3 protein-coding genes are annotated in these 24690 nt (G+C 75.7%); all 3 read right to left on the bottom strand.

Annotation, left to right across the window (positions count from 1 at the left end; translation table 11 throughout):
- Positions 1-10: 10 nt before the first annotated feature.
- The 3 genes from ACLQ20_RS08445 to ACLQ20_RS08435 all read right to left on the bottom strand — a co-directional run bounded on the left by ACLQ20_RS08445 (position 11) and on the right by ACLQ20_RS08435 (position 24666).
- The gene (locus ACLQ20_RS08445) at positions 11-22612 is read right to left on the bottom strand and encodes a type I polyketide synthase (RefSeq protein WP_425854860.1); all 22602 of its coding nucleotides are present in this window, start codon (positions 22610-22612) and stop codon (positions 11-13) included.
- Between the two features lie 324 nt (positions 22613-22936).
- Complete coding sequence (locus tag ACLQ20_RS08440) at positions 22937-23797, bottom strand: metallophosphoesterase family protein (RefSeq protein ID WP_327028040.1); 861 nt, start codon at positions 23795-23797, stop codon at positions 22937-22939.
- 245 nt (positions 23798-24042) lie between these two features.
- Entirely contained in the window at positions 24043-24666 is a 624-nt protein-coding gene (locus ACLQ20_RS08435) for a phosphopantetheine-binding protein (RefSeq protein WP_425854858.1), read from the bottom strand.
- Between the last annotated feature and the right edge of the window lie 24 nt (positions 24667-24690).

Raw genomic sequence — 24690 nt, 5'->3', positions numbered from 1 at the left:
GGGACAACGGTCAGGAATCGGTTCCGTCAAGCGCCAGCCTGACGAGGGCGTCGGTGTCGAGGTCGTCGAGGTCCAGGTCCTCGTCGGTGGACTCGTCACCGTCGCCGCCGTCGGCGTCGGCGAGGTTGAGCAGCAGGTCCAGCAGCCCGGCCTCCCGCAGGCGGGTCAGCGGGATCGCCGCGAGCGCCTGCCGGACGGCCGCCTCCGCCGGGTCGCCGCCGTCCGCCTGTGCCCCCTCGGGCAGCAGGCCGTCGAGCAGGTTCTCGGCGAGCACGGCCGGGTTCGGGTAGTCGAAGACGAGGGTCGCTGGCAGCGACAGGCCGGTGGCCCCGGTCAACCGGTTGCGCAGCTCGACCGCCGTCAGCGAGTCGAACCCGAGCTCCTTGAAGGCGCGCTGCGGCTTGACCCGGTCCGTGCCCGAGTGGCCGAGCACGGCGGAGGCGTGGGTGCGGACGAGATCGACCAGGTGCCGGACCCGCTCGGGCCGGGGCAGCGTGAGCAGGTGCTCCCGCAGGGCGTCGACGGCCCCGCCGGGCTGCTGCTCCCCGGCCTGGGCGTGCAGCGCCTCGCGGGCCTCGGCGATGTCGTCGAGCAGCGGCCGGGGGCGGGCCGAGGCGTACGCCGGGGCGAAGACCGCCCAGTCGACGTCCACCACGGTCAGCGCCGCCCGGGGCAGGCCCACGGCGTACCGCATGGCGTGCACGGCCTTGGCCGGTGCCATGGCGGTCAGGCCGCGCCGGGCCAGCAGCTGCTGGGCCTCGCCGGTGGCCATGCCGCCGTCGGCCCACGGCCCCCAGGCCACGGACGTCGCCGGCAGGCCCCGCCCGCGACGCTGCTCCGCGAGCGCGTCCAGGAAGGCGTTCCCGGCGGCGTACGCGGACTGCCCGCCGCTGCCCCACACCCCGGCGATGGAGGCGAACAGCACGAAGGCGTCCAACGGCCGGTCGGCGAGCAGCGCGTCCAGGTGCACCGCGCCGGCGACCTTGCCGTCGAGCACCCCGGCGAACGCGGCCAGGTCGGTGTCGGCGATCAGGCCGGGCTCGCCGGCACCCGCCGCGTGGACCACGGCCGTCAACGGCGCGGGGTCCTCGTCCAGCCGGGCCAGCAGTGCCGCCACCTGGTCGCGGTCGGCCACGTCGCAGGCCACGACCGACGCCCGTACGCCCTGCGCGGTCAGCTCATCGCGCAGCTCCACCGCCCCGGGGGCACGCTCGCCCCGGCGGCTGGTCAGCACGACGTGCGCGGCGCCGTTGGCCGCCGCCCACCGGGCGACGTGGGCGCCCAGGGCGCCGGTGCCGCCGGTAACCAGCACCGTGCCGGACGGCCGCCACCGCTCCGCCGTGTCGGGGGCGGCGGGTGCCGCCCGGACCAGGCGGCGGACGAACACCCCGGAGGGGCGTACGGCCAGCTGGTCCTCGTCGCCGGCGCCGGTCACCACCCGCGCCAGCCGGTCCCACGCCGTCGCGTCGACCTGCTCGGGCAGGTCCACCAGTCCACCCCAGAGCTGGGGGTGTTCCAGGCCCGCCACGAGCCCCAGGCCCCACAGCCCGCTCTGGGCGACGCCGTGCACCGCGTCCCCGTCGCCGGTGCTGACCGCGCCCTGGGTCAGGCACCACAGCCGGGTCGTCGCCCCGGCGTCGTGCAGGGCCTGGAGCAGCAGCAGCGTGGCGGCCGTCCCGACCGGTACGGCCGGGTGGGCGGGGTGCGGCTGGTCGCGGAGGCCGAGCAGGGAGAGCACGCCGGTGACGGGCCCGTCGGCCAGCGCGTCGGCCAGCCGGCGGGCGAGTTCCGCCCGGTCGGTGCCGACCGGGTCGACGGTCAGCCGGACCACGTCGGCGCCGACCTCGGCGAGGGCCTTGGTGACCGCCTCCGCGCGGGTGCCGTCCGTCAGGTCGTCCTCCGCCGTCACGAGCAGCCACACGCCGGGCCGCGCCGGCTCGGCGGTGATGTCGGTCCGCTTCCATCCGACCCGGTACGACCAGGCGTCCACGACCGCCCGCCGCGTCCGCGCCCGGTGCCAGGTCGACAGGACCGGCAGGGCCGGGGTGAGGGCGTCCAGGGCGGCGCCGTCGTCGCCGAACTGCGTGGCGAGGGCGCTCAGGTCGCCCTGCTCGACGGCGGCCCAGAAGTCGGCGTCGACGCTGTCGGCCGTCCTCGTACGCGGCCGGCTCGCCGGCTCCGGCCAGTAGCGCTGGTGCTGGAAGGTGTACGTCGGCAGGTCGACCCGCCGCGGCCCGCTGTCGGTGAACCACTCCTGCCAGGTCACCGGCACGCCGTGCACGTGCAGTTCCGCCAGCGCGCCGAGCAGCGCCTGGGCCTGCGACCGGTCCCGACGCTGGGTGGCGACCGACAGGACGTCGTCGTCGTCCGGCAGGATGTCCGCCGCCATCGCGGTCAGCACGCTCTGCGGCCCGATCTCCAGGAACGTGTCCACCCCGGCGGCCCGCAGGGCGGTGACCCCGTCGGCGTAGCGGACGGCCTCACGGACGTGGCGCACCCAGTAGTCGGCCGTACGGATCTCGTCGGCGTCGGCGAGCGCGCCGGTCACGTTCGACACGATCGGCAGCGCCGGCGCGGCGAACGTCAACCCGTCCAGGACCGTCCGGAACTCGGCGAGCATCGGCTCCATCAGCGGGCTGTGGAACGCGTGGCTGACGGCGAGCCGTCGGGTACGCGCGCCCCGGTCCCGCCAGTCGCGCTCGATCTCGTCGAGGGCCTCCACCGCGCCGGACACGACGATCGACGTCGGCCCGTTCACCGCCGCGACACCGACCTTGTCGGCCAGACCGACGATCGACTCCGTCACCGCGTCCTCGGCGGCGGCCACGGCCAGCATCCCGCCACCGGCCGGCAGCGCCTGCATCAGCCGGCCCCGCGCGGCAACGAGAGCGCACGCGTCGGCCAGGGACAGCACCCCGGCCACGTACGCGGCCGTCACCTCGCCGATCGAGTGGCCGGCGACCATGTCGGGCACGATGCCGAACGACTCCACCAGCCGGAACAGCGCCACCTCGACCGCGAACAGACCGGCCTGCGTGAAGACGGTCTGGTCCAGCAGCTCCGCCTCGGGGCTGCCCGCCTCGGCGAACAGCACCTCCCGCAGCGCACCCGGCAGCAACGGGTCGAGGTGTCCGCACACCTCGTCCAGGGCTGCCGCGAACACCGGGAACGCCTCGGACAGCTCCCGGCCCATGCCGGCGCGCTGCGCGCCCTGGCCCGAGAACACCAGCGCCAGCTGGCCCCGGGGCCCACCCGGGCCCGCGAAGACCCCGCCGGAGGGCTCACCCGCCGCCAGCGCCTCCAGGCCCGCCAGCAGCTCGTCGCGGCCCGTCCCGGCCACCACCGCGCGATGTTCCAGCACCGACCGGGACACCACGCTCGACCACGCCGCGTCCAGCGGGCGTACGCCGCCGTCGGCGGCCAGCCAGCTCGCCCAGCGGCCCGCCTGCGCGACCAGCGACGCGCCGTCGCGGGCCGACAGCAGCACCGGCACCAGCGGCGGTACGTTCCCGGCGACGATCTCGCCCTCGACCAGCTCGGCCGGCGGCTGCTCGATGATCACGTGCGCGTTCGTGCCGGAGATGCCGAACGACGACACCGCCGCCCGACGCGGCCGGTCCACAGCCGGCCACGGCGTCGCCTCGGTGGTGAGAGCGACCGCCCCGGCCGACCAGTCCACGTGCGGCGACGGCTCGTCCACGTGCAGCGTCGACGGCACCACACCGTGGCGCATCGCCATGACCATCTTGATCACACCAGCCACACCGGCAGCAGCCTGCGTGTGCCCGATGTTCGACTTCACCGACCCCAACAACAGCGGCCGATCCCCCGGACGCTCCTGCCCGTACGTCGCCAACAACGCCTGCGCCTCGATCGGGTCACCCAGCGTCGTGCCCGTGCCGTGCGCCTCCACGGCGTCCACGTCGGCGGTGGTCAACCGCGCGTTCGCCAGCGCCTGCCGGATCACCCGCTGCTGCGACGGGCCGTTCGGCGCGGTCAGCCCGTTCGACGCGCCGTCCTGGTTCACCGCCGTGCCCCGCACGACCGCGTAGATGCGCCGACCCTCCCGCTGGGCGTCGGAGAGGCGCTGCACCAGCAGCACGCCCACGCCCTCGGACCAGCCCGTGCCGTCGGCCGACGCCGCGAACGACCTGCACCGGCCGTCGGCCGACAGGCCCCGCTGCCGGGAGAACTCGATGAACGTCCCCGGCGTCGCCATCACCGTCACGCCGCCGGCCAGCGCCAGATCGCACTCGCCGGAGCGCAACGCCTGCACCGCCAGGTGCAGCGCCACGAGGCTCGACGAGCACGCCGTGTCGACGCTGACCGCCGGGCCCTCCAGCCCGAACGTGTACGCCACCCGACCCGACAGCACGCTGCCCGAGTTGCCGGTGCCGACGTAGCCCTCGACCTCGCCGGCCAGCTCCATGAGCCGGTTCGCGTAGTCGTGGTACATGACGCCGGCGAACACGCCCGTCCGGCTGCCCCGCAGCCGCGACGGGTCCAGCCCCGCCGACTCGAACGTCTCCCACGACGCCTCCAGCAGCAACCGCTGCTGCGGGTCCATGGCGAGGGCCTCGCGCGGCGAGATGCCGAAGAACGCGGGATCGAACGCGCCAGCGTCGTACAGGAAACCGCCGTGCCGGGTGTACGACGTCCCGGGGTGGTCCGGATCGGGGTGGAAGAGCGTGTCGAGGTCCCAGCCGCGGTCGGCCGGGAACTCGCCGACGCCCTCCCCGCCGGTGCTGACCAGCTTCCACAGCTGGTCGGGTGACTGGACGCCGCCGGGGTAGCGGCAGGCCATGCCCACGATCGCGATCGGCTCGTCGGCGTCGCCGCCGGCCGGCTCGTCGGAGACGACGGCGGCGAGCCGTTCGCCGACCAGTTCCGCGTACACGTGGGCGGTCAGGGCCTGCGGGGTCGGGTAGTCGAACACCAGGGTCGAGGCCAGCCGCAGGCCGGTCGCGCCGTTGACCCGGTTGCGCAGCTCGACGGCGGTCAGCGAGTCGAAGCCCAGCTCCCGGAACGCCCGGTCCGCCGGCACCGCCTCGGCGCCGCCGTGCCCCAGCACCTGCGCGACGAGACCCCGCACCAGCTGGTCCACCTCGGTGAGGCCGTTCTCCTCACTGAGCCTGGCCAGCCGGTCGGCCCAGCCGTCACCGCCCTTGCCCGCCTGGCGGCGGGTGTTCGCCGTGCCGATGAGGACCCGCAGCATCGGCGGCACCATCCCGCCGGAGGCCGCCGCGCGCAGCGCGGGCACGTCGATCACGGCCGGCACCAGGGCCGGCCGGCCGGCGCCCAGGGCGGCGTCGAACAGCTCCAGACCGGTCCGGGCGTTCATGCCCCGCAGGCCGGCGCGCGCCGAGCGGGCCCGCTCGACGCCACCGATCGACGCGGCCATGCCGGCGGTGTCCCACATGCCCCACGCCAGGCTGACCGCGGGCAGGCCCGACTTGCGCCGCCACACCGCCAGCCCGTCCAGGAACGCGTTGGCCGCCGCGTACGCCGACTGCCCCGGCGAACCCAGCACCCCCGCCACCGACGAGAACACCACGAACACGTCCAGATCCGGCGCGAGGGACGCCGTCGCCTCGTGCAGGAACCACCCGGCCGACACCTTCGGCGCCAACACCCCGGCCAGCCGCTCCGCCGTCAGCCCCTCCACGACACCGTCGTCCAGGACACCGGCCGTGTGCACCACACCCGCCAGGCGACCCTCGGCGCCGATCTCCGCCACCAGGCCGAACACCTGGTCCCGGTCCGTCACGTCACAGGCGACGATCCGTACGTCGGCGCCCAGCGCGGTCAACCGCCCGGTCAGCTCGCCGGCGCCCTCGGCCTCCGGGCCGCGCCGCGACACGAGCACCAGCGAGCGCACGCCGTGCACCGACACCAGGTGCTCCGCGACCAGCGCACCGAGCGCGCCCGTACCGCCGGTCACCAGCACCACGCCGTCACCGACGGCCGGCGCCTGCGCCGACGCCGGCACCACCGCACGGACCAGGCGCGGCACGAAGACCTCGCCGCCACGGACGGCCACCTGGCCGCCGGTCGGGTCCGCCGCATAGCGGGTCAGGGTGCCCAGCACGCCGGGGTTCACGCCACGGTCCACGTCGGCCAGGACGATGCGGCCCGGGTGCTCGGACTGCGCCGAACGCAGCAGACCCCACACCGCCGCGGCGGCCGGATCCGTCACCTGGTCCTCGTCGCCGACGGACACGGCGCGTCGGGTGGCCACCACCAGTTTCGAATCCGCCAGGACGTCCGCGGCCAGCCACGCCTGCACGAGGCCCAGCACGTCCGCCGTCATGGCCCGGGCCCGCTGCGCCGCGTCGACGTCGCCGGCGTCCGGCCCGGTCGGCGTGAACAGCAGTCGGCGCGGCGGCGCGGTGCCGGTGTCGATCGCGGCCAGCAGCTGCCTGATCGTCTCGGCGGAGGGACCGCCGGGAACGCCCGGCAGGGCCGGACCGCCCAGCACCGCCCAACCCGACACGTCGTCGACCGGTTCGGTCTCCTCCGCCTGCCAGACCACCTCGAACATCGACCGGGACGCCACACCCGCCGTGGCCGTGCCAGCCAGCTCACGCAGGACGAGGGAGTCCACCGACACCACCGGCGCGCCCACCTCGTCGCACGCCACCAGCCGCACGCCGGCGCCGCTGCGGGACAACCGGACCCGCAGCACCGTGGCACCCGAGGCGTGCACCTGCACGCCCTCGAACGCGAACGGAACCCGTGGCCCGCCCGGCTCCTCGCCCAGCAGCAGGGCGACCGGGTGCAGGGCCGCGTCCAGCAGCGCCGGGTGCACCCCGAACCTGTCGATGCCCGCCGCCGCGTCGTCCGGCAGGACCACCTCGGCGAACACCTCGCCGTCGCCCACCCACGCGCGTCGCAGACCCTGGAACACCGGCCCGTACGCCAGGCCGCGCGCGACGAGCGCCGGGTACCAGCCCGCCAGGTCGACCTCGGTCGCGCCGGCCGGCGGCCAGGTGCCCGTCCTCGGCTCGTCCGCCGTCGCCGGTTCCAGCACACCCTCGGCGTGCTGGAGCCAGCCCGCCTCGGGGTCGTCGTCGGGGCGCGAGTAGACGGCGACGGGACGCTGCGACGAGTCGCCCGCCGACACCCGGACCTGGATCCGCACGGCGCCCGCGTCGGGGAGCACCAGCGGCGTCAGCACCGCCAGGTCACGCAGCCGGGACACGCCCGCCTCGTCGCCCGCGCGCACGGCCAGTTCCACCAGCGCCGTGCCGGGGACCAGCGGCACGCCCGAGACCACGTGGTCGGCCAGCCAGGGGTGGGTGGCCAGCGACAGCCGGCCGGTCAGCACCACCTCGTCGTCGCCGGCGAGGTCGACCGCCGCGCCGAGCAGGCCGTGCCCCGCCACACCGAGGCCCGCGCCGCTGACGTCACCGGCCCGCAGCCGCCCCACCGCCGGCCAGAACCGCTGCCGCTGGAACGGGTACGTCGGCAGGTCCACCGGGCGGGTCGCGGTGCCCGGCAGGAGGTCGGTCCAGGTGACCGGCACGCCGTGCACGTGCAGCTCCGCCAGCGCGTTCATCAGCGACACCGGTTCCGGGCGGCCCGGGCGCAGGCTCGCCACGACGGCCGCCGGGAGGGTTTCGCCGTCGTCGGGCAGGCAGCCGCGCACCATGCCGGCGAGCACCGCGTCGGGGCCCAGTTCGAGGAAGACCCGGACGTTGCGCGTACGCAGGCTGGCGACCCCGTCGGCGAACCGGACGGTCTCGCGCACGTGCCGGACCCAGTAGTCGGGGGTGCCGATCTCGTCGGGGTCGGCGACCTCGCCCGTCAGGTTCGACACGATCGGCAGGGCCGGCCAGTGGAACGTCAGGGTGTCGAGCACCTGCCGGAACTCGCGCAGCATCGGCTCCATCAGCGGGCTGTGGAAGGCGTGGCTGACGTTCAGCCGGCGGGTGCGTACGCCCCGGTCCTGCCAGGTCCGCTCCACCTCGTCGAGGGCCCCGACCTCGCCGGAGACCACCACGGCGGTCGGGGCGTTCACCGCCGCGACGCCGAGCCGGTCGGTGAGCCCTGCCAACGACTCCACGACGGCCTGCTCGTCGGTGCCGACCGCGAGCATCCCGCCGCCCTGCGGCAGGGCCTGCATGAGCCGGCCACGGGCCCCGACCAGCGCGCAGGCGTCGGCGAGGCTGAACAGCCCGGCGACGTGGGCGGCGGCCACCTCGCCGATCGAGTGCCCGGCCACCAGGTCCGCCCGGACGCCGAACGACTCGACCAGCCGGAACAGGGCCACCTCGACGGCGAACAGCCCGGCCTGGGTGAAGACGGTCTGGTCCAGCAGCTCCGCCTCCGGCGTGCCCGCCTCGGCGAACAGCACCTCGCGCAGCGGACGGGGCAGGTGCTGGTCCAGGTGCCCGCACACCTCGTCGAGGGCGGCGGCGAAGACCGGGTGGGCGTCGTACAGCTCGCGCCCCATGCCGGGGCGCTGGGCGCCCTGGCCGGAGAAGAGGATCGCGGTGCGTCCGCCGCGGGCCACGCCGTGGACGACGGCGGCCGAGGGCTGGTCGGCGGCCACCGCGTCGAGGGCGGTGAGCAGGTCGTCGCGGTCCCGGGCCAGCAGCACCACGCGGTGTTCGAAGGCCGTGCGGCGGGTGGCGAGCGCGTGGGCGACGTCGGCGAGCGTCAGGTCCGGCTCGTCGTCCAGCAGGCCCCGCAGCCGGCGTGCCTGCTCGCGCAGGGCGGCGTCGTCACGGGCCGAGAGGACGCCCGCGACCAGGTCGACGGGGGACGCCGCGGGCGGCCCGGCGGGCGGCGGGACGAACTCCGGCGCCTGTTCGATGATCGTGTGCGCGTTGGTGCCGCTGATGCCGAACGACGACACCGCGGCCCGGCGCGGCCGGTCGACGGCCGGCCACGACCGGGCGCCGGTGAGCAGGGCCACCGCGCCGGCGGTCCAGTCGATGTGCGGCGACGGCTCGTCCGCGTGCAGGGTCGGCGGCAGCACACCGTGCCGCATCGCCAGCACCATCTTGATCACCCCGGCGACGCCCGCCGCCGCCTGGGCGTGACCGATGTTCGACTTGATCGAACCGAGCCACAGCGGCCGGTCCTGCGGCCGGTCCTGCCCGTACGTGGCCAGGAGGGCCTGTGCCTCGATGGGGTCGCCCAGCGCGGTGCCCGTGCCGTGCGCCTCGACGGCGTCGACGTCGCCCGGGGTCAGCCGGGCGTTCGCCAGCGCCTGCCGGATGACCCGCTGCTGGGCGGGGCCGTTCGGCGCGGTCAGGCCGCTGCTGGCGCCGTCCTGGTTCACCGCGCTGCCCCGCACGACGGCGAGGACGCGGTGGCCGTTGCGCTGCGCGTCGGAGAGGCGCTCCAGCAGGAGCATGCCGACGCCCTCGGCGAAGCCGGTGCCGTCGGCGCCCGCGCCGAAGGCCTTGCACCGACCGTCGGGCGACAGGCCGCGCTGCCGGGAGAACTCGGTCAGCATGCCGGGGGTGGACATCACGCTCACCCCGCCGGCGAGCGCGAGCCGGCACTCGTCCTGCCGCAGCGCCTGGGTGGCCAGGTGCAGGGCGACCAGCGACGACGAGCAGGCGGTGTCGACGGTGACCGCGGGGCCTTCGAGGCCGAACAGGTACGAGATGCGTCCCGAGGCGACGCTTCCCGCGCTGCCGTTGCCGACGTAGCCGTCCACCTCGTCGGTCGTTCCGGCGGCCTGGGAGGCGTAGTCGTGGTAGATGAGACCGACGTAGACGCCGGTGCTGCTGCCCCGCGCCGAGTGCGGGTCGATCCCCGCCCGTTCGAAGGCCTCCCAGGACGTCTCCAGCAGCAACCGCTGCTGCGGGTCCATGGCCAGCGCCTCCCGGGGCGAGATCCCGAAGAAGGCGGCGTCGAACTGGGCGGCGTCGTGCAGGAAGCCGCCCTGGCGGGGTACGGACGTGTCGTCCCCGCCGCTGGCCCTCAGGTCGTCCAGGTCCCAGCCCCGGTCGGTGGGGAACGGCGAGATGACGTCGGCGCCGGCGGTGACCACCTGCCAGAGCTGCTCGGGGGTCTGCACCTCGCCGGGGAAGCGGCAGGCCATGCCGATGATGGCGATCGGCTCGTCGAGCGCGGCGGCCGTACCGACCGCGGCCGGGCGGGCGGCGTCCGAACCGCCGCCCAGTTCCCGGTCGAGGAAGTCGGCGAGCACCGCGGGGGCCGGGTGGTCGAACGCCACGGTCGCGGGCAGCCGCAGCCCGGTCGCGGCGGAGAGCCGGTTGCGCAGTTCGACGGAGGTGAGCGAGTCGAAGCCCAACTCCTTGAAGGCGCGGTGAGGGTCGACGTTCTCCGCGGAGCGGTGCCCGAGCACGCTGGCGACGTTCGCGGCCACCAGGTCGAGCAGGTGGTTGCGCCGCTCGGCCGGGCTGAGCATCGCCAGGCGGTCCCGCACCGACGCGGTGTCGGCCGTGCCCCGACCCACCGCGCGGCGGGCCGGAGCGGAGGTGCGGACCAGGTCACGCAGCAGGCTGGGCACGGTGCCGCCGGCCGGGCGTGCGCTTGCCGGCGGCAGGTTCATGAGTACGAGGTGGGCGCTGCCGCGCTGCCGTGCCGCCTCGAAGAGCGCGACGCCCTGCTGGTCGGTCAGCGGGGCGCTGGTGGCGCGGATCGCCTTGCGGTGGTCGTTGCCGTGCAGGTGCGCGGTCATCGCGCTGCTGGTGGCCCACAGTCCCCAGGCGAGGCTGGTGGCGGGCAGCCCCTGCTGCCGGCGGTGCTGCGCGAGGGCGTCGAGGAACGCGTTCGCCGCCGCGTAGTTACCCTGCCCCGGCGAGCCGAGGGTGGCCGCCACCGACGAGAACAGCACGAACGCCGACAGGTCCAGGTGCGCGGTCGCCTCGTGCAACGCCCAGCCGGCGTCCACCTTCGGCGCCAGCACCGTACGCAGGGCGGACTCGTCCAACGAACCGATGGTCGCGTCGGCGATCACGCCGGCGGTGTGCACCACCGCAGTCAGCGGGTGCGCCGGGTCCACCAGTTCCAGCAGCCGGGTCACCTGCCGGGGGTCGGTCACGTCGGCGGTGCCGGCGGTGACCCGGGCACCGGCCCGGGTGAGCTCCTCGACCAGGTCCTGGTACTGCTCGGGGCCACGGCGCGAGGCCAGCAGCAGGTGCCGCGCCTGACCGGTGGCGACCAGGTGCCGGGCGAACACCCGGGCGAGGGCGCCTCCCGCGCCGGTGAGCAGCACGGTGCCGTCGGGGTCGGCGGGCGCGGGCACCCGCAGGACGACCTTGCCGATGTGGCGGGCCTGGCTGATGTGCCGCAGCGCCTGCCGGGCCTGGCGCACGTCCCACGCCCGTACGGGCAGCGGACGCAGCGCGCCCTGCGCGAACAGGTCGAGAATCTCGGTCAGCATCTCGCCGATCCGCGGGTGTCCGGCCTCGTTGAGGTCGAACGCGCGGTAGCTGACGCCGGGGTGGTCGGTGGCGACCGTCTCCGGGTCGCGCACGTCGGCCTTGCCCATCTCCACGAACCGGCCACCGCGCGGCAGCAGCCGCAGCGACGCGTCGACGAACTCACCGGCCAACGCGTCGAGCACCACGTCCACCCCGGCACCACCGCTGGCCGCGCCGAAGACCTGCTCGAACTCCGTGGTCCGCGACGACGCGATCCGCTCCCCGGCCACCCCGAGGCCACGCAGCACGCCCCACTTGCCGGGGCTGGCGGTGGCGTACACCGTCGCGCCCCAGTGCCGGGCCAGCTGGATGGCGGCCATGCCGACGCCACCGGCGCCGTTGTGGATCAGCACCGACTCGCCGGACCGCAGCCCGGCCAGGTCGCGCAGCGCGTAGTACGCGGTCAGGAACACCACCGGCACCGACGCGGCCTGCGTGAAGGACCAGCCGTCGGGGATCTTCGCGACGAGGTCGCGGGCGGCGACCACCTCGGGGGCGAAGGCCGGCTCGAACATGCCGAGCACCCGGTCGCCGGGCGCCAGGTCGGTCACGCCGGGGCCGACCTCGACCACGACGCCCGCACCCTCGCTGCCCATCACGGCCGCCGGATCCGGGTACATGCCCAGGCCGATCAGCACGTCGCGGAAGTTCACGCCGGCCGCGCGCACGGCGACGCGCACCTGGCCTGCGTCCAGGGCGACGGGCGTGGCGGGCACCATGCCGATCCCGTCGAGGGTGCCGGGGCTCACCGCGCCGACCTGCCACAGCCCGGCCGGCGCGACGAGTTCCTCGGCGGCCGGACCAACGGGCCGGCCCAGGCGCGGGGTGCGCACCTCGTCGCCGCGTACGGCCACCTGGCCGCCGGTGGCCGACGGGTCATCGGCCACCGCGGCCAGCACCGCGAGGGTCGCCGGGGTGAGCGCGCCGTCGACGTCGGCGAGGACGATCCGTCCCGGGTGCTCCGACTGCGCCGAGCGCAGCAGGCCCCAGACCGTCGCGCCGGCCAGGTCCCGCAGCGCGTCGGCCGGTGCGGCGAGCACCGCGCCGCGGGTCAGGACCACCAGCTTCGTGTCGGCCAGGGCCTCGGCGGCCAGCCAGGACCGCAGCACGTCCAGCACCTGGGCGGTGACCGTGCCCACCAGGTCGGGCAGTCCGGCGTCCGGCGTGTCCGCTCGGACCGGAAGCAGCAGCGCGCGGGGCGCCTCGACCACGCCGCCGGAGATCGCCGTGACCAGGTCGTCGACGGTCGGGAACGCCGGCGTGGACAGGTCTGCCGGCACCTCGGTGTCGCCGAGCAGCATCCAGCCGGTGACGTCGCGCGCCGGCGTGACCCGCTCGGGCTGCCACGTCACCTCGAACAGGGCCCGCTCGGTGGGGTCCTGGCCGGCGGACGCGGTCATCTCCCGCAACGCGAGCGCGTCCACCGACACCACGGGCGCGCCCGACTCGTCGCCGGCCACCAGCCGCACGCGGGAACCCGTCCGGGTCAACCGCACCCGCAGCACCCGGGCGCCGGAGGCGTGCACCTGCACGCCCTCGAAGGCGAAGGGCACCCGCGGCCCGCCGGAGCGGTCCGCCAGCAGCAGCCCCACGGGGTGCAGCGCGGCGTCCAGCAGCGCCGGGTGCACGGCGAACCGGTCGGTGTCGGCGGTCGCCTCGTCCGGCAACGCGACCTCGGCGTACGCGTGGTCGCCGGCGGCCCACAGCCGGCGCAGCCCCTGGAACGACGGGCCGTAGGTCAGGCCCCGCTCCGCCAGCGCCGGATACCAGCCGGCGAGGTCCACCTCGGGCACCCCGGCGGGCGGCCAGGCGCCCACCTCCGGCTCGTCGGCGGCAGGCTCCAGCACACCGTCGGCGTGCCGCGTCCAGTCGGCCTCCGGGTCGCCGTCGGGCTGCGAGTGGACCGCCACCGACCGGACGCCGGAGCTGTCGGCCGCGCCGACGCGTACCTGCACGCGGACGGCGCCGGAGGCGGGCAGCACCAGCGGCGCCGCCACCGTAAGCTCGCGTACCCGCGACGCGCCCACCTCGTCGCCGGCGCGCACCACCAGCTCCACCAGCGCGGTGCCCGGCGCCAGCACCGCACCGCCGACCACGTGGTCGGCCAGCCACGGGTGCGTCGACACCGACAGCCGGCCGGTCAGCACGACCTCGTCGTCACCGGCGAGGCGTACCGCCGCGCCGAGCAGCGGATGTCCCGCCGCCCCGAGGCCCGCGCCGGACACGTCGCCGCCGGCGGAGTGGTCCACCGCCGGCCAGAACCGCTCCCGCTGGAAGGCGTACGTCGGCAGGTCGACGCCGGTGGCGCCGGAGCCGGCGAACACCGCCGCCCAGTCGACGGGCACCCCGGCGACGTGCAGGTCACCGAGGCCGGTCAGGAGCTGGTGCGGCCCGTTCTCGTCGCGGCGCAGCGAACCGACCACGACGCCCGCGTCGACGGCGCCGGTGGCCTTCTCCAGCGCGTCCTGGACCACCACCTTCAGCACGGGGTGCGGGCTGACCTCGACGAAGACCCGGAAGCCCTGGTCGATCAGCTGGTCCAGCACCGGCGCGAGCCGGACCGGTTCCCGCAGGTTGCGGTACCAGTAGCCCGCGTCGAGCTCCGCGGTGTCGATCGGCTCGCCGGTGACCGTCGAGTGGAAGGCCACCCCGGTCGAACGGGAGTCGACCGTGCCGAGCGCGGCCACCAGGTCGTCGCGTACGGCGTCGACGTGGTCGCAGTGTGAGGCGTAGTCGACGGCGATCGCGCGGGCCCGGATGTCCCGCTCGGCGCAGTGCGCGAGCAGTTCGGCGACCGACGCCGCGTCACCGGAGACCACGGTCGCGGCGGCGCCGTTGAGGGCGGCCACGGAGAGGGTGCCCGGCCACTGCGCGATGAGCTGCTCGGTGTCGGCGGCCGGCAGCGGGACGGAGACCATGCCGCCCCGGCCCGAGATGGCCAGCAGGCCACGGCTGCGGGCCACGACGAGCCGTACCGCGTCGGCGAGGGTCAGCGCGCCGGCCGCGCAGGCCGCGGCGATCTCACCCTGCGAGTGCCCGACGACGGCGGCCGGCACGACGCCGCACGAGCGCCAGAGCTGGGCGAGGGACACCATGACGGAGAAGAGCACCGGCTGGACCACGTCCACCCGGTCCAGGGGCGGGGCACCGGGCGCCTCCCGGAGCACGTCGGTGAGGGACCAGTCCACCAGTCGGGACAGCTCCTCGGCGCACTCCCCCATCCGCTGCCGGAAGACCGGCGAGGTCTCCAGCAGGTCCAGGGCCATCCCCTTCCACTGGGAGCCCTGGCCGGGGAAGACGAAGACGACCTTCGACGCCGTGTCCGCGCCGGCCGGCGTGCCGTCGGCGGAGGCGAGGGCGGCCAGTCGGGCGGCCGCGTCGTCCCGGTCGGCGGCCACGACGACCGCCCGGTACGGGTGGTGCGCCCGCTGCGCGGCCAGGGAGAACCCGAGGTGCCGCAGGTCCAGGTCGGCGTCGCCGGACAGCCGTTCGCCGATCCGGGCGGCCTGCGCCCCGAGCGCGCGGGGGCTGCGGCCCGAGACCAGCAGGGGTACGGCGGCGGGGCCGACCAGGCCGGGGAGGTCCCCCGCCGGCGGGGTCGTCGCCGGGGCCGGCTCGTCGGGCGCCTGCTCGATGATGGTGTGCGCGTTGGTGCCGCTGATGCCGAACGACGACACGGCGGCCCGGCGCGGCCGCTGCACCGCCGGCCACGGACGGGCCTCGGTGAGCAGGGCGACCGCCCCGGCGCTCCAGTCGACGTGGGGCGACGGCTCGTCCACGTGCAGGGTGGGCGGCAGCACGCCGTGCCGCATCGCCAGCACCATCTTGATCACGCCGGCCACCCCGGCCGCGGCCTGGGAGTGGCCGATGTTCGACTTGATCGAGCCGAGCCAGAGCGGCTCGGCGGCGGCACGGTCCTGCCCGTAGGTGGCCAGCACCGCCTGCGCCTCGATCGGGTCGCCGAGGACGGTGCCGGTGCCGTGCGCCTCGACGGCGTCCACGTCGGCCGGGTTCAGCCGCGCGTTCTCCAGGGCCTGCCGGATCACCCGCTGCTGCGACGGGCCGTTCGGGGCGGTCAGCCCGTTGGACGCGCCGTCCTGGTTGATCGCGGAGCCGCGCAGTACGGCAAGCACCCGGTGCCCGTTGCGCCGGGCGTCGGAGAGGCGCTCCACGAGCAGCATGCCCACGCCCTCGGACCAGCCGGTGCCGTCGGCCCCGGCGGCGAACGCCTTGCACCGCCCGTCCGGGGCGAGGCCGCCCTGCCGGGAGAACTCGGAGAACATGCCGGGCTGCGCCATCAGCGCCACCCCGCCGGCCAGGGCCATGTCGCACTCGCCGCCGCGCAGCGCCTGGGCGGCGAGGTGCAACGCCACCAGCGACGAGGAGCAGGCGGTGTCGACGGTGACCGCCGGGCCTTCGAGGCCGAACATGTAGGCGACCCGCCCGGAGGCGACGCTGCCGGCCGTCCCGGTGAGCAGGTGCCCCTCGAGGCCGTCCAGGTCGTCACGGCCGCTGGTGGCGTAGCCGGAGGAGGCGGCCCCGATGAAGACACCGGTGGCGGTGCCGCCGAGCGCGGCGGGGTCGATGCGGGCGTACTCGAAGCTCTCCCAGGCGGTCTCCAGCAGCAGCCGCTGCTGCGGGTCCATGGCGAGGGCCTCGCGGGGGCTGATGTTGAAGAAGCCGGCGTCGAAGTCGGCCGCGTCGTAGAGGAAGCCGCCCTGGTCGGTGACGGTGCCGCCGGCCTGGTCGCCGTCGGTGCCGTACAGCCGGTCGAGGTCCCAGCCGCGGTCGGTGGGGAAGCCGCCGATGGCGTCGGACCCGGAGGTGACGAGCTGCCACAGCTGCTCGGGGGTGGCGACGCCGCCCGGGTAGCGGCAGGCCATGCCGATGATGGCGATCGGCTCGTCGGCGTCGGCGGTGACGACGGTACGGACGGTGGTTCCGGCGCCGGTGGCCCGGCCGAGCTGCGCGAACAGGTGCTCGGCGAGCCGGGCCGGGGTGGGGTGGTCGAAGGCCAGCGTGGCGGTCAGCCGCAGCCCGGTGGCGGCGCCCAGCCGGTTGCGCAGCTCCACCGAGGTCAGCGAGTCGAAGCCCAGGTCCTTGAAGGCGCGGGCGGCGGGGACCGCCTGTGCCGAGGGGTGCCCCAGCACCGTGGCGGCCTGGCCGCAGACGAGGTCGACAAGCGCCTGGCGGGCGTCCGCCTCGGACAGGCCGTCGAGCCGCTCCCGCCACGACGCCCCGGCGCTCGGCCGGTCGGTGGCGGTGCGGCGTCGGCCGCCGCCGCGCAGCAGGTGCCGCATCAGCGGCGGTACAGCGCTCGCCTCGCCCGTGACGTGGAGGCGGGCCGCGACGACGACCGGTTGGACCGCCGGCAGGGCGGCGTCGAAGAGTTCGGCGCCCTCGGCCGGGGAGAGCCGGCTCATCCCGACCCGCCGCAGCCGCTGCTGGTCGTCGCCGTCGAGGTGCGCGGTCATCGTGCTGTCGGTGGCCCACATGCCCCAGGCGAGGCTGGTGGCGGGCAGGCCCTGCTGGCGGCGGTGCTGCGCGAGGGCGTCGAGGAACGCGTTCGCGGCGGCGTAGTTGCCCTGCCCCGGGGAGCCGAGGGTGGCCGCCACCGACGAGAACAACACGAACGCCGACAGGTCCAGGTGCGCGGTCGCCTCGTGCAACGCCCAGCCGGCGTCCACCTTCGGCGCCAGCACCGTACGCAGGGCGGACTCGTCCAACGAACCGATGGTCGCGTCGGCGATCACGCCGGCGGTGTGCACCACCGCGGTCAGCGGGTGCGCCGGGTCGATCCCGGCGACCAGCTCGGTGACCTGCGCGGGGTCGCTGACGTCGACGGCCACGGCGGTGACGTCGGCGCCCGCGTCGGTCAGCTCCCGGACCAGGGTGGCGTACCCGTCGTCCCGGCCGGGTGCGCGGCGGGAGGCCAGCAGCAGGCGGCGGGCCTGGCCGGTGGCGACGAGGTGCCGCGCGAGTACGCCGGCCAGGGTCCCGGCCGCGCCGGTGAGCAGCACGGTGCCGTCGGGGTCCACGGGCGCGGGGATGCGCAGCACCACCTTGCCGACGTGGCGGGCCTGGCTGACGTGCCGCAGCGCCTGCCGGGCCTGACGCACGTCCCACGCCCGTACGGGCAGCGGGCGCAGCGCGCCCTGCGCGAAGAGGTCGAGGATCTCGGTGAGCATCTCGCCGATGCGGGTGCTGCCCGCCTCGTTGAGGTCGAACGCGCGGTACGTCACGCCCGGGTGGTCGGCGGCGACCGTCTCCGGGTCGCGCACGTCGGCCTTGCCCATCTCCACGAACCGGCCACCGCGCGGCAGCAGCCGCAACGACGCGTCGACGAACTCACCGGCCAACGCGTCGAGCACCACGTCCACCCCGGCGCCGCCCGTGGCCGCGCCGAAGACCTGCTCGAACTCCGTGGTCCGCGACGACGCGATCCGCTCCCCCGCCACCCCGAGTCCCCGCAGCACACCCCACTTGCCGGGGCTGGCGGTCGCGTGGACGGTGGCACCGAGGTGGTGGGCGAGCTGGATGGCGGCCATGCCGACGCCACCGGCGCCGTTGTGGATCAGCACCGACTCGCCCGCCCGCAGCCCGGCCAGGTCGCGCAGCGCGTAGTACGCGGTCAGGAAGACCAGGGGGACGGATGCCGCCTGGGTGAAGGACCAGCCGGCGGGCATCTTGGCGATGCGCTGGCGGTGGGCGACCGCCTGCGGGCTGAACCCGAGTTCGAACATGCCCATCACCCGGTCGCCGGGCGCCAGGTCGGTCACGCCGGGGCCGACCTCGACCACGACGCCCGCACCCTCGCTGCCCATCACGGCCGCCGGATCCGGATACATCCCCAGGCCGATCAGCACGTCCCGGAAGTTCACGCCGGCCGCGCGCACGGCGACGCGCACCTGGCCCGCGTCCAGCTCCCCGGGCGTGGCCCGGACCGGCCCGATCCCGTCCAGGGTGCCGGGAGTGACGGGGGCGAGGTGCCACGGTCCGGACGGCGGGGTCAGCTCGTCGCCCACGGGCCGCGCCAGCCTCGGCACGAGGGTGCGCTCGCCGCGCACCGCGAGTTGGCCGCCGGAGACCGACGGGTCGACGGCGGCGCCGGCCAGCACGGCGAGGGTCGCGGGGGTCAACTCGCCCTCGACGTCGGCGAGGACGATCCGCCCCGGGTGCTCCGACTGCGCCGAGCGCAGCAGGCCCCAGACGGCGGCGGCGGCCAGGTCGGTGACCTGGTCGTCGTCCCCGGCGGCCACCGCGCCCCGGGTCACCACCACGAGCTTCGTGTCCGCCAGCGGCTCGGCGGCGAGCCAGGACCGCAGCACGTCCAGCACACCGCCGGTGACCGTCCGCACGGCCTCCGGCACGGCGACGCCGGGTTCGCCGGCGGGCACCGTCAGCAGCACCTGCCGGGCGGTGGCCCCGCCCGCCGCCAGGGCCGCCACGTCCGCGTAGACCGGCACCTCCGGCAGCGCGTCCGATGCCGGCCGGCCCAGCGCCGCCCACCCCGGAAGGTCGTCGACGCCGTCGATCTGCTCGGCCTGCCAGGACACCTCGTACAGCGACCGGGCGGCGCCGCTCCGGGTCGCCGTCGCGGTCATCTCCCGCAGCACCAGGGAGTCCACCGACACCACCGGCGCGCCCGAGCCGTCGCAGGCGACCAGCCGCACCCCGGAGCCGTCCCGGGTCAGCCGCACCCGCAGCGTCCTGGCGCCCGAGGCGTGCACCTGCACGCCCTCGAACGCGAACGGCACGCGGGGCCCGCCCGCCGGCTCCGCCGCCAGCAGCAGGGCCACCGGGTGCAGGGCGGCGTCCAGCAGCGCCGGGTGCACCCCGAACGCGCTCGCGTCGCCAGCCGCGCCGTCCGGCAACGCCACCTCGGCGTACGCCGCACCGTCGGCCGTCCAGGCCCGCCGCACGCCCTGGAACACCGGCCCGTACGACAGGCCGTGCTCCGCCAGCGCCGGATACCACCCGGTCAGGTCCACCTCGGTCGCGCCCGCCGGCGGCCACGCGCCGACGCCCGGCTCGTCGGCCGACACCGGTTCGAGCACACCGTCGGCGTGCCGCGTCCACTCGGAGTCGTCGTCCTCCGGCTGGGAGTACACGGACACCGACCGGACGGCGGAGTCGTCGGCCGCGCCGACGCGCACCTGCACGCGTACCGCCCCGGACTCCGGCAGCACCAGCGGCGCCGCCACGGTCAGCTCCCGTACGCGCGACGCGCCCACCTCGTCGCCGGCGCGCACCGCCAGCTCGACCAGGGCGGTGCCCGGCACCACCACGGCACCGCCGACCACGTGGTCGGCCAGCCACGGGTGCGTCGACGCCGACAGCCGGCCGGTCAGCACGACCTCGTCGTCACCGGCGAGGCGCACCGCGGCGCCGAGCAGCGGGTGCCCCGCCACGCCCAGGCCGGCACCCGACACGTCGCCGACGCGCCACGGCACCACCTCGGGCCAGAACCGCTCCCGCTGGAAGGCGTACGTGGGCAGGTCCACGCGGCGCGCGCCGGTGTCGGCGAACCACTCCTGCCAGGCGACCGGGACGCCGTGCACGTGCAGCTCGGCCAGCGCCGCCAGCAGTGCCTGCGCCTGCGGCCGGTCCCGGCGCTGGGCGGCGACGGTCAGCACGTCGTCGTCGGGCAGGGCGTCCGCCGTCATCGCGGTCAGCACGCTCTGCGGGCCGACCTCCAGGAACGTGTCGACCCCCGCGTCCCGCAGGGCCCCGATCCCGTCGGCGTAGCGCACCGCCTCACGCACGTGCCGTACCCAGTAGTCGGCGGTGCGGATCTCGTCGGCGTCGGCGAGCGCCCCGGTCAGGTTCGACACGATCGGCAGCGCGGGCGCGGCGAAGTCCAGCCGCTCGACGATGCCGCGGAAGCGCTCCAGCACCGGCTCCATCAGCGGGCTGTGGAACGCGTGGCTGACGGTCAACCGGCGCGTACGCACACCCCGGTCCCGCCAGGCCCGCTCCACCTCGTCCAGCGCGTCGACGGCGCCGGAGACCACGACCGAGGTCGGGCCGTTCACCGCCGCGACGCCGACCCGGTCGGTCAGCCCGGCGATCGACTCGACCACCGCCGCCTCGTCGGCGGCCACGGCGAGCATGCCGCCGCCCTCCGGCAGCGCCTGCATCAACCGGCCCCGCGCCGCCACCAGCAGGCAGGCGTCCTGGAGGGACAGCACCCCGGCCACGTGCGCCGCGGCGACCTCGCCGATCGAGTGCCCGCCCACGAAGTCCGGCACCACGCCGAACGACTCCACCAGGCGGAACAGCGCCACCTCGACTGCGAAGAGCCCGGCCTGGGTGAACGCGGTCTGGTCCAGCAGCTCCGCCTCGGCGGAACCCTCGGCTGCGAACAGCACCTCCTTCAGCGGGGCCGGCAGCACCCGGTCCAGGTGCCCGCACGCCTCGTCCAACGCGGCGGCGAAGACGGGGAATTCGGCGTACAGCTCCCGGCCCATGCCGGCGCGCTGCGCGCCCTGGCCGGAGAAGAGCACCGCCAGCGGACCCCGGTCCCCGGCCTGGCCCGCGACCACCGTGCCCGACGGCGCTCCCGCCGCCAGGGACTCCAGGCCCGCCAGCAGGCCCGCACGGTCCTCGGCGAGCACCACCGCACGCCGGTCGAGCGCCGAGCGGGACACCACCGACGACCAGGCCACGTCGAGCGGGCGCGGCTCCTCGTCGTCGCCCAGCCAACGGGCCAGCCGGCCGGCCTGCGCGGACAGCGCGGCCGGCTGCGCGGCGGAGAGCAGCACCGGCGCGACGACGGGACGGCGCGACGGCGTGGCCTCGTCGGCAGCCGGGTCGGGCGCCGGGGCCTGCTCCAGGATCAGGTGGGCGTTCGTGCCGCTCATGCCGAAGGACGACACGGCGGCCCGGCGGACGTGGTCGCCGCCCGCCCAGGGGCGCGCCTCGTCCAGCAGGGACACGGCCCCCGTCGACCAGTCGACGTGCGGGGACGGCCGGTCCACGTGCAGGGTGGGCGGCAGCACGCCGTGCCGCATCGCCATCACCATCTTGATGACGCCGCCGGCGCCGGCCGCGGCCTGCGGGTGGCCGATGTTCGACTTCAGCGACCCCAGCCACAGCGGCCGGTCGGCGGACCGTCCCTGCCCGTACGTGGCAAGCAGCGCCTGTGCCTCGATCGGGTCGCCCAGCCGGGTGCCCGTGCCGTGCGCCTCGACCACGTCCACGTCGGACGGGCTGAGCCGGGCGTTCTCCAGCGCCTGCCGGATGACCCGCTGCTGGGAGGGACCGTTGGGGGCCGTCAGGCCGCTACTGGCGCCGTCCTGGTTCACGGCGCTGCCCCGGATCACCGCCAGGACGGGGTGACCGTTGCGCCGGGCGTCGGAGAGCTTCTCGACGAGCAGCATGGCGACGCCCTCGGACCAGCCGGTCCCGTCGGCGTCGGCGGAGAAGGCCTTGCACCGGCCGTCGGAGGCGAGCCCCCGCTGGCGGGAGAACTCGACGAAGGCGCCGGGCGTGGCGAGCACGGTGACGCCGCCGGCCACGGCGAGGGAGCACTCGCCGTCGCGCAGGGCCTGACCGGCGAGGTGCAGGGCGACCAGCGACGAGGAGCAGGCGGTGTCGATCGTGACGGCCGGGCCCTCCAGCCCGAAGGAGTACGCCAGCCGGCCGGACATGACGCTCGCGGCCGTGCCGGTGAGGACGTAGCCCTCCGTGCCCTCGGGCAGTTGCCGCAGCACCGACGTGTAGTCCTGCCCGGCGGTGCCGACGAACACCCCGGTACGGCTGCCCCGCACCGACGCGGCGTCGATGCCGGCCCGCTCGAAGACCTCCCAGGTCACCTCGAGCAGGAGCCGCTGCTGCGGGTCCATGGCCAGCGCCTCGCGCGGCGAGATGCCGAACAGGGTCGGATCGAACAGGCCGGCGTCGCGCAGGAAGCCGCCCCGGTTGCTGTAGGTGGTGCCGGGGTGGTCCGGGTCGGGGTCGTAGAGCCCGTCGAGGTCCCAGCCCCGGTCGTCGGGGAACGTGCCGGTGGCGTCCACCCCGCCCGCGACCAGCTCCCAGAGGTCCTCCGGCGAGGCGACCCCGCCGGGGAACCGGCAGGCCATGCCGACGATCGCGATCGGCTCGGCGTCCTCGTTCTCCAGCTCGGTCAGGCGCCGGCGCGCCAGGCGGAGCTCGGAGGTCACCCACTTCAGGTGTTCGAGGAGCTTGTCTTCGTCCGCCATGACCCACCCGCCCAGAGCTTGCTATCGATCGGAATCTGCCGATTCGTTGACCACACCACCGCCGACGGACCGGCTTCGTGCACAGGTGGGTGGAGACATGGCCGTTCGGCCAACGATCCCGACACCTGCTCCTGATTCCGGTTGTCGTGCCTGCTCAGGCGCCCGCCACGCCGGGCCGTCCCGCCGACACATGCCCGCCACCGTGACTGGACGGTACTGAGCGCCCATCACGCGCCCAACCCCTAGAGAACCCCTGATCGACCGGCCCGTGAGGGCCGTCGCGGCGGGTCCCGGACAAAGCGGTGACCAGCATCGCGACGGCGCTCAGGCGGGCTGTCCGGCAACCGCCGGCAGGATGCGGCGCAGCCGCCCCGGCGGCGTCGAGCGGCGACGCCACTCCCGTGGGTAGCCCACCGAGACCTCTTCGAAGCGGACCCCGTCGTACCAGGTGGTGCGCGGGATGTGCAGGTGGCCGTAGACGGCGACGCGGGCGTCGAACCGGACGTGCCAGTCGGCGGTGGCCTCGGTGCCGCACCACTGCGCGAACTCCGGGTACCGCAGGATCCGGGTGGGTTCGCGGACGAGCGGGAAGTGGTTGACCAGGACGGTGGGCAGCCCGTTGCGCTCGGCGGTGAGCCGGCGCTCGGTCAGGGCCAGCCGCGCCCGGCACCAGGCGTCGCGCGTCGGGTACGGGTCCGGATGCAGCAGGATCTCGTCGGTGCAGACCACGCCGACCTCGTGGGCCCGCGCCAGGGCCTGCTCCTTCGTGTACGTCCCGGCCGGCCGGAAGCTGTAGTCGTAGAGCAGGAACAGCGGCGCGATCAGGACCGGGTCGTCGCCCTGCGGGTCCCAGACGGGGTACGGGTCCTCCGGAGTCACCACCCCGAGCCCGCGGCACAGCTCCACCAGGTGCTGGTAGCGCGCGTCTCCCCGCAGCTGGATCGGGTCCTCGCGGGGGGTCCAGAGCTCGTGGTTGCCGGGGGCCCAGATCACCTTGGCGAACCGGTTGCTGAGCAGTCCCAGCGCCCACTCGATGTCGGCGACGAACTCCCCGACGTCGCCGGCGACGATGAGCCAGTCGCCGTCGCGCTCCGGCCGCAGCCGCTCGACGATCGCCTTGTTCTCCGCGTGGACCACGTGCAGGTCACTGATGGCGAGCAACTGAGGCAGGCCGGATCCGGCCATGCGGACCTCCCGTCCATCCGGGGTACCGCACGCACCCACATCCGTACCGCTCGGCTGCCGGTGGGCAGGGCGAGACGGCCTGACGGGCTCCGACCCTACGGAGCCGGGCCCGCACCGGCACACCCCTAGACGGGATCCGTGCACCCCTAGGCAGCCGCACCTGCCCGACGGCGCCGGTCAGGCGTCCGGCGCCGCCAGGTGTCCCTTTCCCCGGCCCGTCCTGCCCGGGGTCGGGCAGTGTCCGCTCAGGACTTGCCGAACTCCCGCTGGATGATGTCGAAGAGCTCGTCCCGGCTCGCCGACTCCAACTCCTCCGGGGCGGCCGGCGCGGATGCGGTGGCGGCGGGTCGTCCCCGCCACCTGGCCAGCAGGTCCTCCAGCCGACCGACGACCGCGTCGTCGACCTGGTCGCCCGGCAGCCCGCCGAGGAGCTTGTCGAGGCGTTCGATCTCGGCCACGATCGGCAACGCCGGCTGCTCGGGCGCCAACTCGGCCCGCAGGTGACCGGCGAGCGCGTTCGGGGTGGGATGGTCGAAGACGAGGGTGGCGGGCAGCCCGATGCCCGTTGCGGCGGTCAGCCGGTTGCGCAGCTCGACGGCGGTGAGTGAGTCGAAGCCCAGTTCGAGGAAGCCGCGGGCGGGCCTGATCCCGCTCGGCGTGGCGTGTCCCAGCACCGCCGCGGCGGTGCTGCGGACCAGGTCGAGCAGGATGCGGTCGCGCTCCGGCCCGGAGGCGGCGGCGAGCCGCTCGCGCAGCGCCGACGCCGCGCCGCGGTCCTCGCCCTTCGGCGTCTCCTCGGCCTGTGCGGGCTGTGCTTCGGGGATGTCGGTGAACAGACGCGACGGACGCAACGCCGTGAACGACGGCACAAACCGATCCCACCGCACATCCGC

It is taken from the genome of Micromonospora sp. DT46 (assembly GCF_049841735.1).
GTDB lineage: Bacteria > Actinomycetota > Actinomycetes > Mycobacteriales > Micromonosporaceae > Micromonospora > Micromonospora reichwaldensis.
Note: the sequence above shows the minus strand (reverse complement) of the source record. Positions and strands in the feature narration are given on the sequence as shown.